11 protein-coding genes and 2 pseudogenes are annotated in these 11623 nt (G+C 41.7%); all 13 read left to right on the forward strand.

The genetic code is table 11. From position 1 onward, the window contains the following. Window positions 1–6 precede the first annotated feature (6 nt). Window positions 7–711, forward strand: a complete 705-nt coding sequence (locus tag B5D06_RS01170; protein WP_143742551.1) for a DUF6089 family protein — start codon at window positions 7–9, stop codon at window positions 709–711. Further along, on the forward strand, window positions 701–1465 hold the full coding sequence (gene uppS / locus B5D06_RS01175) for a polyprenyl diphosphate synthase (RefSeq protein WP_221416011.1): 765 nt from the start codon (window positions 701–703) through the stop codon (window positions 1463–1465). The genes B5D06_RS01170 and uppS overlap by 11 nt, the downstream gene beginning before the upstream one ends. A gap of 19 nt (window positions 1466–1484) precedes the next feature. Further along, the gene (locus tag B5D06_RS01180) at window positions 1485–4208 is read left to right on the forward strand and encodes a BamA/OMP85 family outer membrane protein (RefSeq protein WP_143742559.1); all 2724 of its coding nucleotides are present in this window, start codon (window positions 1485–1487) and stop codon (window positions 4206–4208) included. A 78-nt stretch (window positions 4209–4286) separates the two neighbouring features. After that, window positions 4287–4802, forward strand: a complete 516-nt coding sequence (locus B5D06_RS01185) for an OmpH/Skp family outer membrane protein (protein ID WP_078736205.1) — start codon at window positions 4287–4289, stop codon at window positions 4800–4802. Window positions 4803–4837: 35 nt separating this feature from the next. Further along, window positions 4838–5335 (forward strand): OmpH/Skp family outer membrane protein, encoded by a 498-nt coding sequence (locus B5D06_RS01190; RefSeq protein ID WP_078736206.1) that lies wholly within the window; start codon window positions 4838–4840, stop codon window positions 5333–5335. Window positions 5336–5440: 105 nt separating this feature from the next. Then, window positions 5441–5644: pseudogene (locus tag B5D06_RS08840) on the forward strand (hypothetical protein); the annotation flags it as partial. A gap of 11 nt (window positions 5645–5655) precedes the next feature. Then, a pseudogene (locus B5D06_RS01195) lies at window positions 5656–5818 on the forward strand (ISAs1-like element ISPg6 family transposase); the annotation flags it as partial. Between the two features lie 111 nt (window positions 5819–5929). Continuing rightward, window positions 5930–6151 carry a DUF2795 domain-containing protein gene (locus B5D06_RS01200; protein ID WP_078736207.1) on the forward strand — a complete coding sequence of 74 codons (222 nt, stop codon included), beginning with the start codon at window positions 5930–5932 and terminating at the stop codon, window positions 6149–6151. Window positions 6152–6413: 262 nt separating this feature from the next. Beyond that, window positions 6414–7142 (forward strand): 4-hydroxy-tetrahydrodipicolinate reductase, encoded by a 729-nt coding sequence (locus tag B5D06_RS01205; protein WP_078736208.1) that lies wholly within the window; start codon window positions 6414–6416, stop codon window positions 7140–7142. Window positions 7143–7166: 24 nt separating this feature from the next. Beyond that, window positions 7167–8594 carry a signal peptidase I gene (lepB, locus tag B5D06_RS01210; RefSeq protein WP_078736209.1) on the forward strand — a complete coding sequence of 476 codons (1428 nt, stop codon included), beginning with the start codon at window positions 7167–7169 and terminating at the stop codon, window positions 8592–8594. After that, window positions 8584–9054, forward strand: coding sequence for a S26 family signal peptidase (locus B5D06_RS01215; protein WP_143742552.1), 471 nt, complete (start codon window positions 8584–8586; stop codon window positions 9052–9054). Before lepB ends, B5D06_RS01215 begins: the two co-directional genes overlap by 11 nt. A 29-nt stretch (window positions 9055–9083) precedes the next feature. Then, on the forward strand, window positions 9084–9719 hold the full coding sequence (locus tag B5D06_RS01220) for a WbqC family protein (RefSeq protein WP_078736211.1): 636 nt from the start codon (window positions 9084–9086) through the stop codon (window positions 9717–9719). A 360-nt stretch (window positions 9720–10079) separates the two neighbouring features. Further along, window positions 10080–11474, forward strand: coding sequence for a chromosomal replication initiator protein DnaA (gene dnaA, locus B5D06_RS01225; protein ID WP_078736212.1), 1395 nt, complete (start codon window positions 10080–10082; stop codon window positions 11472–11474). Window positions 11475–11623 lie beyond the last annotated feature (149 nt).

Genomic DNA, 11623 nt, shown 5'->3' on the forward strand with positions numbered 1-11623 from the left:
AAAGACGTGACTGCCCTTTTTCGATACAGTTCTATTTTGCTCATCACTGTGTTAGGTTATTCCGCACAGATGGCTGCGCAAGAGTATCGTTATGAAGTAGGGGTTTCTACGGGAACGGCAAGTTACTTGGGAGATGCCAATCCGTACAATCCAATAAAGAGTATCGGGGGGAGTTTGAGTGGAACATTTCGCTACAATCACAATTTCAGATTTGCTTTTTCAGGACACTTGGACTATTTCTATCTAAGAGGAAACACAAAAGGGTTTAAGGACAACCACTTCCCCAACGGGGCGCAAGCTTCTTTCGCTCTACACGGCACAGGAGTGGCGGTACGTTCGGAATATAACTTCTATCCCTACAGCGACAAGTTTCCTTTCTTACAAACCCGACGCTTTACGCCCTACATCGCTGCAGGAGCTATGCTCGGAGTGAGTATGCAACAGGCCTCAATTCACCTCCACCCAGGAGTAAATCTGGGCTTGGGTATTAAATACAAACTCAAGAATCGATTGAATTTAATAGCTTTCCTCGAGGGGACTCACTTTTTTTCAGATCGATTGGATACCTCTTCACCCTCCTCAAAATTTCTTAGCAATCCTTACAACGTTAATTCGTCTCTATTAAAAGGTGGCGATGGTATGGTGCGCTTTATGGTGGGCATTTCCTACGAGTTTCAGAAACAAGCTACCAAATGCAATAATGACAAGTAAGCAAATAAATAAAGAGTTAGTTCCTCGTCACGTTGCTATTATAATGGATGGTAACGGACGTTGGGCTGTACGGCAGGGGATGAGCCGTTCCAAAGGGCACTTTGCAGGAGTGGAAGCACTACATCGAACCGTTGCCGAAGCAATCAAACAGGGGATAAAATACCTCTCTGTTTATGCTTTTAGCTCTGAAAATTGGCAAAGACCTTCAGAAGAGGTCGAGGCGTTGATGATTTTAATGGCCGAGAGTTTAGATACTTATGCCGATGAGCTTTCGGCTCAGGGTGTGCGTATTTATCCCATTGGAGATATTATGCGACTTCCAGAGAGTACTCGACTCAAACTATTAGATGCCGTAAAGAGAACAGCTAACAATACTACTTTGACCCTATTGGTGGGGTTAAGTTACTCAGCTCGTTGGGAGATAAACAACGCTTTGCACCAAATGGTACAAGAGATTGAAAAAGGAGAAGTATCTATCTCTTCCCTACTCAATAATCCTACTGCCATAGAACCCTATCTTGCCACCAAAGGTATTCCTGACCCTGACTTATTGATACGCACAGGTGGGGAGTTGAGAATTAGCAATTTTCTTCTTTACCAACTGGCATATACAGAGCTCTTTTTTACCGAAACGTTATGGCCAGACTTCAATGCTACGAGTTTGCAAGAGGCTTTGGATAGCTATGCACATCGTAACAGACGCTTCGGTAAAGTAACTCTTGCAAATGAAAATGATAATAAAGAGGAGTATTAATGCCTCTAAGCTATACTTTATGAAGAAAAATAATCTTTTCAAAATACTCTTTCTATCGGGAGTTTTGGCTGTATCCCCATCTTTTGCACAGGCTCAGCAGGATACAACTAAAAAAGAAACTCCTTCTCCCATTCAAATCGACTATATGCGCCCCGTTAGCCGACGCATTGCCGATATTAAGATTGTTGGGGGGGAAGGCTATAATCCCTCCGTACTCATAAGTCTTTCAGGATTAAATGTAGGAGATGTTGTAGAGGTACCTGGTATTGCTTTCAGCGATGCCGTGCGTCGCTTTATGCGTAATGGGTACTTCGACAATGCCCAAATTATGGTAACAAAGGAGGAGGGGAACAATATTTGGCTCGAAATACACCTCAAGCAGCGTCCTAAAATTTCTTCGATAAACTATGTAGGTGTTAAGCAATCAGAGCGGAAAGAATTGGAGCAACGTACGGGGCTCCGTGCAGAGATGCAACTAACACCCAACATCGTTGATAGAACCAAACAGATTATCACCAAGTACTTTGAAGAACAAGGGTATAGCAATATGGCTGTGGAGGTAGAGCAACAACCTGACCTCTCTCGGCAAAACCACGTTTTGGTCACTGTCAATATCGATAAAAAGAATAAGATAAAGGTTGATCATATTGAGTTCGTCGGGAATAAATCTCTATCCGACAATGCTCTTAAAGCCTCTATGAAACAGACCAACGAAGTCTTTGCTCCTTTCAAAAAAGGGAGACTATGGTCAAGTATCGTGGAGATATTCAGTCCCAAAAAGTATATCGAAACGGAGTATAAAACCGATTTGGAAAAGCTATTGGCTCGTTATCATGAAGCAGGTTACAGAGATGCAGAGATTACTGGACAGGAGGTAACTCCCATGCCTGGCAATGATAAACGAGTGAAGATACGCATCGAAATAGATGAGGGTAAGAAGTATTACATAAAAGACCTTCGATTTGTTGGGAATACCAAGTATTCCTCTGACTACTTGATGGCAGTCTTAGGCGTCAAAGCGGGAGAACTATACAATCAAAAGAAGTTGGAAGATCGTCTCATCACAGATGAAGATGCTGTTTCGAACCTTTACTACAACAATGGTTACATCTTTGCTCATATAGATCCTATTGAGACCCATGTAACCACAGACTCGGTTACACTTGATTTGCGTGTCGTAGAAGGACCACAAGCAACCATCAATAAGGTTCTGATAAAGGGGAACGACCTTGTCTACGACAATGTTATACGCAGAGAGCTCTTTACAAAGCCTGGAAAGCTATTCAGCAAGGAAGACTTGATGACTTCTTGGATGTCTTTGAACCAGCTTAATCAATTCGACCCCGAAAAATCTATCCCTAAACCAGTGCCCAATCCCCAAGATGGAACGGTAGATATAGAGTATAATTTAGAAGCAAAGCGAAGTGATAAGTTTGAGCTAAGTTTCGGATGGAGTCAAGCAGGGCTTATAGCCAGTGTCGGTATTCAATTTACGAACTTCTCCATTTACAATCTCTTCCACCCAAGTATGTACAAGGGTTTTATTCCTCAGGGTGATGGACAAACATTAGCAGTAAGTGCTACGACCAATGGTCGCTACTACCAGCAGTATAGCATACAGTTTATGGATCCTTGGTTCGGTGGCAAGCGGCCTAATTTCTTCAGTACCCGTTTATTCTACTCTCGCCAAACTGCTTTAGACACAAAATTCTACAACAACCAAATCGGCTCTATAGGTTACAACCCTTATGGCTACGGCAGTTATGGGGGGTATGGAGGCTATGGCTATGGAGGTTATGGGTACGATGGTTATGGCGGATACGGAGGCTATGGAGAGAACACTCTGCTTGAGAAAGCCTATAATCCCAACCAATCGCTACAGATCTTAGGGGGTTCTATTACCTATGGGAAGCGACTAAATTGGCCAGACAACTGGTTCCGTTTCACGACTTCGCTCAACTACAACTACTATTTACTAAGAGACTGGGTATATGACACCTTTGAGGGTTTCCATGATGGTTCGGCTAACGACCTCAACTTGCAAATAACTTTCTCGCGCTCTTCAATAGATAATCCTATTTACACGAGAAGAGGTTCAGACTTCTCCCTCTCTGTCTCTGCTACCCCTCCCTACTCTCTATTCGACAAAGTAGATTACTCCAATCCCCGCCTACCTTCTGCCGACCGTTATCGTTTCGTGGAATATCATAAGTGGAGATTTTCGGGGAAAGTATTTACCCCTCTGGCTAATCCCCAGACCGTGCAGTATACACCTGTCTTGATGAATCGTTTCGATATCGGTATACTGGGCTCTTATAACCCCTACAAACGCTCTCCTTTTGGCACTTACTACATGGGGGGAGATGGTATGAGTAGCTATGTAGGAGGCTATATGAATGAATCCATCGGTTTGCGTGGGTATCGAAATGGTAGTATTGCAGGGGGCAATTACGACTACGCTACAGCCTTTGTTCGCTTGGCAACGGAGCTAAGAGTTCCGATTCTATTCCAAGGTCAAACCAATGTATGGGCTCTTGCTTTCCTCGAAGCGGGAAATGCCTGGAGCAATATCTCCGACATAAATCCGTTTAACCTGAAACGTTCGGCAGGAGTCGGGGTACGTATTACGTTACCGATGATTGGTCTCTTAGGACTTGACTGGGGATACGGATTTGACAGACCCGACGGTTCTGCCACACGAGGTGGTAGCAACATACACTTTATACTCGGACAAGAGTTTTAACAACAGAACAATCCAAGACGACACAGCTCGTCTTAAAAGCAAAGTATAGAAGTTTCACCCTTTAATAGAAAACGAACAATGAAAAGAATTCTTATTTCACTTATTATTTTCCTCTTTGGTGGAATGATTTCATTTGCCCAAAAATATGCGCTCGTAGATATGGAATACATCCTGAAGAATATTCCTAACTACGAAATGATGAATGAGCAGTTAGAAACAATCTCAAAGAAGTGGCAGCAAGAGGTACAAAAGTTACAGACCGAGGCAGAAACTCTCTACAAAAAATATCAGAGTGATTTGGTGTTCCTTTCTGCCAAACAAAAGAAAGAGGCCGAAGAGCTCATTGTAAAAAAGGAGCGTGAGGCTACAGAACTACAAACTAAATACTTTGGACCCGAGGGCGAGCTCTACAAGAAACGCACCGAAATGATGAAACCTATTCAAGACGAAATTTGGGAAGCTATTAAGGAGATTGCAAAAGCGAATAGTTTTCAGCTTGTATTGGATAGAGGAACCTCTGGTATTATCTACGCCAATCCTGGTATTGACATTAGCGACCAAGTGCTTAAGAAGATGGGGTATTCAAAAAAATAAAAAGAAAAGATTTTGAACTAAATAGTAATAAACAAATGAAGAAACTGATTTTCAGCCTTATTGTGGCTCTTTTGCCCATGGCATTATTGGCACAGCACAAGATTGCTCATGTAAACTCTCAAGAGATTATGATGGCTCTTCCAGAGAGTGCAGCGGCACAGAAACGTTTGCAAGAGTTGGATGCAAAGTACACCGAGGAGGTACAAACTATGCAAACAGAGTACAATAAGAAACTCGAAGCCTTTGCAAAGGAACAGGAAAAACTATCGGATGCTATCCGTAAGAGCAGACAACAGGAGCTCTCTGATATGCAAAACCGCATCCAACAATCTGTTCAAGTAATGCAACAGGATATCCAAAAGCAACAAGAAACTTTAATTGCTCCTATCCAACAAAAAGTTATGGAGGCTATAAAGAAAGTAGGCGACGAAGTAGGATGTACCTATGTGGTGGAGTCTGCGATGCTACTTTACGTAGGCAAAGATGCCATGGATATCACTCCTAAGGTAAAAACTCGATTGGGGATAAAGTAATCTCTGTAATAGATACACAGTCGTCGCTTAAAAACTTTTCTAAAAACTGATATTCAGCGAATTAGGAAACAAAACTCATTGATAAAACTGCAAGTTTTCTTACCTTTGTGGCGGGAAACCTGCAGTTTTTTTAATCATAAAAAGCCTCATAATAGTCTTTCATTATTCAGCAACTTATCAGACCTGCTGAATTCATTCCACCCGCTCTATAAGTTGGCCGACAAAATAGATTGGGAAAGATTCGATACGGCTTTCGAGTCCTTGTATTCTCAGGACAAAAGTTGTCCTGGCAAGCCGATTTGTCTGATGTATTCGGATGAGAAGGTGCTTGCCGAGCGCGTAAGGATTATTGAGCGACTATCTAAACACGCTAAGAAAGTCCGCCTTAACCATTCACAATACAAAGACAAGCTATCCTTAAGGAAGAGATTATTCAAAGCGGCTTTGAATATGAACTACCTCAAAAAGCTACTAAAGATTTGATGCGATTGCCCTAGCAGACTACTTGCATATATGAAAAATAATACTACTTTTGCACCTTACTAAGCACAGGCAACGTGAATTTATTATAAACAAGTATAATATATAGTTAGTATGTATTGGACACTTGAATTGGCTTCTTCCTTGGATGATGCTCCATGGCCAGCATCAAAAAACGAGCTTATTGATTACGCTCAGCGTTCTGGGGCTCCGTTGGAAGTGATAGAGATACTCGAAGAAATGGAAGATGATGGAGAGGTCTACGAGTCTATCGAAGAGATTTGGCTTGACTACCCTCGTAACGAAGATTTCTTTTTTAACGAAGAGGAGTATTAATAGGTCTGTTATCTCTTTTTCTCTTATAAATAAGGTCTTGGTTGGCATCCACGTAATAAAGGGTCCAACTGAGGCTTTTTTCTTTGGTTAAGATAACTCTTTTAAGGAGTGGGGCTTTTTACGCCTCTTTTTATGTATTTTTGAGAGCAGATTAAGAGTCTTGCACTTTTCCTATTATGAGGGAGTGTGGAGATTTCTTCGTGCAAGTATTAAAAGGGATTCTGTAGTAAGAATCGTAGTAAGAAAAGATTAGACACTTCTTATGAATATCATACTCTTGGGATACGGACGTATGGGAAAGGCTATCGAGAGGTTAGCCTACGAAAGAGGGCATTGTATTGTAGACCGATACGATGAGGAGAATAGGAATCTGTTTTTCAACACAAAAGACTTTCAGAAGGTAGATGTTTGTATAGAGTTTTCTGTACCCGAAGCAGCACAGACCAACTGTTCCTACTGTTTAGATCATAATCTCCCAGTTGTATCTGGAACGACGGGCTGGTTAGAAGGGGTGAAAGCCTTACAACTCAGAGCAGAAAGGGAAAATAAGAGCTTTTTCTATGCGAGCAATTTCAGCTTGGGAGTTAATATCCTTTTTGAGATGAACCGTCGTCTTGCTGCCATCATGGGACCACAGAGTGAGTACGAACCCTCTATAAGAGAGATACATCATATACATAAGCTGGATGCACCCAGTGGTACAGCACTCTCTTTGGCAGAGGGGATCATAGAAACATCGCATCGTTTTGGCGATAAGCCTCTGTCGCCCTCTGAATATGGAGAAAAAATACCGATAGATTCTCTCCGAGAGGGAGAGGTGCCTGGTATTCATGAAGTTACATGGCATTCATCTGTTGATAAAATTTCTTTATATCATGAGGCTTTTGGTCGGCAGGGGTTTGCTTTGGGGGCACTATTGGCAGCCGAGTTTGCCGTTACACATCGAGGAGCTCTCTCTATGGAACAGATGTTGGGTTTTGATGAAAAATAGCAGTAAAAAGATTGGGATATGACAATGACGAATAATAAAAAAGAACAGGAGAAAAGAGCTACTCGTCCTTCCAAGGTACGCTATGCAATAGGAGCTGTAGCGATTGTTATTTTTATCCTCTTTGCTATTTGGGCAGGTTGGGGATGGTTTTTCTTTCTCCCTCTTATAGTGGATTACTATTTCACCCGAAAAATAAACTGGTCGTGGTTTAGATCACTGAAAAATCCATTTCTGAGAGAAATCTTTTCGTGGCTCGATGCAATCCTCTTTGCCGTGATAGGGGTAACGGTGTTGAATATCTATCTGTTCCAAAACTTTGCTATTCCCACCTCTTCTTTAGAGAAAACTCTTTATGTTGGAGATTATCTCTACGTCAATAAACTGAGTTATGGTCCCCGTATGCCTATGACTCCCATTGCGATTCCTCTCACGCACAACACTTTTTTGGGAGGAAAAAGCTATTTGGATAGACCTTCTCAAAAGTATCGTCGTCTCAAAGGATTGGGCAAAGTGGAGCGTAACGATTTGGTCGTTTTTAACTTCCCCGCAGGAGATACTGTGCCCGAAAAGGTTACAAATCCCGACTATTATACTCTGAAGGCTATTTATGGACGGGAGAGAATATGGTCCGATAAGGAGACTTTCGGTAAAGTTTTGTACAGACCTGTGGATCGAAGAGATCACTACGTTAAGCGTTGTGTAGGATTGCCTGGGGAGGTGTTAGAGCTGAGAGAAAATGAGTTGTGCATAAATGGAGTGCTGCAAAAGGCTCCGAAGTTTGTTCAGTTTAATTACTATGTGCAGACTACTCAACAGGGGCTTAGCGAGAGAGATTTTGAAGTGTTGGGCATCAGTCGAGACGATCAGAGACTGGTAGGTCGTCCCGAGTCTTTCGAAGCCTCGCTCTTCTTTGCCAACAGCGGATTTGATGTGCAGAAAGAAGGCGGAAAAACCTTATTCTATTTGTTGCCTTTGACGCAAGAAATGAAGCAAAAGTTAGAGGGAGATCCTAAAGTTTTAGGCATCGTAATCGATACGGCAGATCAGGGATTGATTTATCCCGTAGAGTATGAAAACGGTTGGACACGAGATAATTATGGCCCTATTCTTATCCCTAAAAAAGGATTGACTATACCTCTTACCAAAGAGAATATATACCTGTATGGGCGTTGTATTACTGCCTTCGAGGGGCATCTCTTAGCAGAGAGGGCAGATGGTACTTACACGATAGATGGTACCCCCTGCACGGATTACAAGTTTGAAATGGACTATTATTTTATGATGGGCGACAATAGGCACAACTCTGCCGATAGCCGTTATTGGGGCTTTGTGCCAGAAGATCACATCGTAGGTAAGCCTGTATTCCTTTGGTTATCTCTGAATAAGGATAAGGGGCTTTTCAATGGGAAAATCCGTTGGAAGCGTATGATGAGCATGGTTCATGACTGGTAATAAATCGACACGAAGTAAGAAACTACGTTTTATAGCAGTACCATTACTAATTTGTGTAGTAGTGGTGCTGCTACGTCTTTTTGTTGTTTTTATTTATCAGCTTCCTCAAAGAAATAGTTCCGATAGTTGGTTGCAACGCTTCAGGCTTATGCAAAAGCGAGGTACGCCCCAAAAGGGAGCTTTGGCGTTGATTCGCTTGACTTCTCACGATACCCAACTCTTCGTACCCTGCTACATAGTCGGTGTACCAGGAGATACGATAAGGATTACTAAGGGGAGACTTTTTGTAAATCAAAGGGAGCTATCCGTATCTGCGGCAGACTCTTCTTTATACTATAACTATATACTCCCGATAGAAGAGTATTGGGCTGTTACTTACATATCCAATCAAAAAGCCCATAGGGATATGGTCGGAACTGTACAGCGTCAGCAAATAATCGGCTTCTCCAATAACCACTAAAGAGCTTCTTGTAAACCGCTCTCTTCGTTATGATTTTATCTACGGCGTATGCCCCTCCTGTGCAATATTTTTGCAAACTTCTTTCTCCCGATGTTTTATTGGAAGCGCACGATTTTTTCATCAAGCAGACCTATCGCAATAGATGTAGAGTACTTGCCAGCAATGGGGTGTCTGAACTCACTATACCCGTGCAGCAGGGAGCTTCGGAGAGGTGTCCTATAAAAGAGGTGCGCATATCCGATCATGATAATTGGCGTACCCGACACTGGCAAACGTTGCAGAGTTGTTATGGTTTGTCTCCCTATTTTGAGTACTATGCTGACGATATTGCTCCTTTTTACACGCAGCGTTATACTTTTCTTTTTGACTTCAATTACGAGTTGATGCACTGTATAGCTCGTTTGATGCACTTCTCTTTAGATGTAACGCTTACCGAGGTATACAGCAAAGAGTATTGGGAAGACTTTAGAAATGCAATACGGCCTAAAAAGCCCATAGAGGACCCCTATTTCGTGCCCGTAAGATATTATCAGACACTTTCTTCGAGAGAAGATTTCTATCCCAATTTGAGTATTTTTGATTTGCTCTTTAACAAGGGACCAGAGGGTATATTGGTGCTCCAAAAAAGTGTAATGCTACCCGATATCAAATTGGAAAATATTTAATTGTTATTCTATAGATAATCTTCAACGTTTCACACTTAACCCTATAAAAATCGTAGGGTTACAAGTTTTTACTTACTTGTTGATTCTTTTTCTTTTCACGGCTTTTATTTTCATTAAACTACTGTTTATTAGTCAATTATATTACACCTCTTGGTTGTTCATAACTAAAAAACTCTAAGTAGTTGAGAATAAAACAAATTAGAATAACATGCTACTTTCTTTCCTTTAATCCTATTTGGAAACACCATATTATTGCTTTAGTTTTGCAGTGCAAGGAAGAACGGTGGGGGTACGTTATCTGCTCTTTTTGTCCCTCTCTTTTTCGTTCTGAAAACTTAAAAAATCAATAGCAAAAGATTGATGGAACAGGATAATGTTATAGAAGTATGGGATGCTTGTCTTAAACGTTTTGAGAATATAATAGATTCGAGAGGTTTTAAGACTTGGTTTCTCCCTATTAAACCTCTTCGCTTGAATGGCTCTGCACTTACGGTGCAAGTGCCCAGTGCTTTCTTCTGTGAATATATCGAGAGTAATTTTATGGAGGAAATACGTCTTGTCTTACCCGAGGTTTTGGGTAAGGAAGCCAAGCTACACTATCAAGCTTTAGTCGATAGCTCTTCTTCCAATTCTTCCTCCAACTCCATCTCTTCTACCTCTTCTCTTAAGGGAGAGCTTTCACCAGTAGATCGTATTCTTGAAAAAGAGCAGAAAGCAGTGCCCAATACGTGGCAAAGTCATCTTATTCCTCAACTCTTTTTTGATAAATTTTGTCAGGGGGAGTCTAATCAAGTGCCTGTGGCTTTGGCACAAACGATTTGCGATTCGCCTGGCAACCCCTCGATGAATCCCTTCTTCTTGTATGGACCTCCAGGGGTGGGTAAAACCCATCTAATGAATGCTATTGGATGGACCATCTCGCAAAAATATCCAGAAAAGAGAGTGCTCTACATTAGTACGTCTCAATTTTTAGATCAGTTTGCCGCTGCAAGTAGAAATCATAAGGTCGGAGACTTTATGCGCTACTATCAGCAGGTAGATGTACTCCTTATAGATGATATTCAGGGATTAGCTGGTAAGGAGAAGACACAAGATGCCTTTTTCGATATATTCAACCACTTGTTTAATCTGCAGAAACAGATTGTCATGACTTGTGATAAGGCACCGAGTTTCCTCTCTGGTATGCATGAGCGTCTGGTCTCTCGTATCAAAGGTTCGCTCTCTACTGAAATCTCTCGTCCAGACCCTCAACTGAGACGTAAGATATTGGAATACAAAATGGATATAGAGGGGGTTAGCCTTTCCAAAGAAGTCCTCGATTTTGTTGTAAAGCATGTTGATGGCAATGTCAGAGAGTTGCACGGAGTGCTTACCTCTCTAGTTTTCAATGCTGCGGTAACGGGACGCGAAATCTCTTTGCCCTACGCACAGGAGATAGTACGTCAAACGGTGCGTATAGAGGATAGAGAGGTAAATATTGAACGTATTCAAAAGATTGTTTGCGACCTTTTACATGTTAATTTACAGGACTTGCAGAGCAAAAGTAGACGGCAAGATATTGTACAGGCTCGCCATCTGGTTATGTTTTTGTCCAAGAAGTACACGACCGACTCTCTATCTGCCATAGGTGAAACTTTAGGAGGACGTAGTCATGCAACCGTATTGCATGGTTGTCAAACAGTGAGCAATACAATCTCTATCAATCCTCAGTTTGCTAGCACCGTGGCCAGTATCGAGTCGCAGTTGCGTCTGTGATGTGATTATGTTGAACCGATAATCTTACGACAAGATTCGCTGTAAGATAAGAGTAGAAGAGAGAGGTATATAGCTTTGTGAGAAAAGGTATATGCCTTTTGCTTTTCAAGTACATGCCTTATTGATTTTTTATACAATACTACCCTTTA

This window comes from Porphyromonas circumdentaria (assembly GCF_900167105.1).
Classification (GTDB): Bacteria; Bacteroidota; Bacteroidia; order Bacteroidales; family Porphyromonadaceae; genus Porphyromonas; species Porphyromonas circumdentaria.

What these genes read in the sequence shown, in the direction of transcription:
- uppS (WP_221416011.1), top strand. Translation starts at nt 701, where the DNA reads ATGACAAGTAAGCAAATAAATAAAGAGTTAGTTCCTCGTCACGTTGCT.
- B5D06_RS01190 (WP_078736206.1), top strand. Translation starts at nt 4,838, where the DNA reads ATGAAGAAACTGATTTTCAGCCTTATTGTGGCTCTTTTGCCCATGGCA.
- B5D06_RS01185 (WP_078736205.1), top strand. Translation starts at nt 4,287, where the DNA reads ATGAAAAGAATTCTTATTTCACTTATTATTTTCCTCTTTGGTGGAATG.
- B5D06_RS01200 (WP_078736207.1), top strand. Translation starts at nt 5,930, where the DNA reads ATGTATTGGACACTTGAATTGGCTTCTTCCTTGGATGATGCTCCATGG.
- B5D06_RS01215 (WP_143742552.1), top strand. Translation starts at nt 8,584, where the DNA reads ATGACTGGTAATAAATCGACACGAAGTAAGAAACTACGTTTTATAGCA.
- B5D06_RS01220 (WP_078736211.1), top strand. Translation starts at nt 9,084, where the DNA reads ATGATTTTATCTACGGCGTATGCCCCTCCTGTGCAATATTTTTGCAAA.
- lepB (WP_078736209.1), top strand. Translation starts at nt 7,167, where the DNA reads ATGACGAATAATAAAAAAGAACAGGAGAAAAGAGCTACTCGTCCTTCC.
- B5D06_RS01205 (WP_078736208.1), top strand. Translation starts at nt 6,414, where the DNA reads ATGAATATCATACTCTTGGGATACGGACGTATGGGAAAGGCTATCGAG.
- dnaA (WP_078736212.1), top strand. Translation starts at nt 10,080, where the DNA reads ATGGAACAGGATAATGTTATAGAAGTATGGGATGCTTGTCTTAAACGT.
- B5D06_RS01180 (WP_143742559.1), top strand. Translation starts at nt 1,485, where the DNA reads ATGAAGAAAAATAATCTTTTCAAAATACTCTTTCTATCGGGAGTTTTG.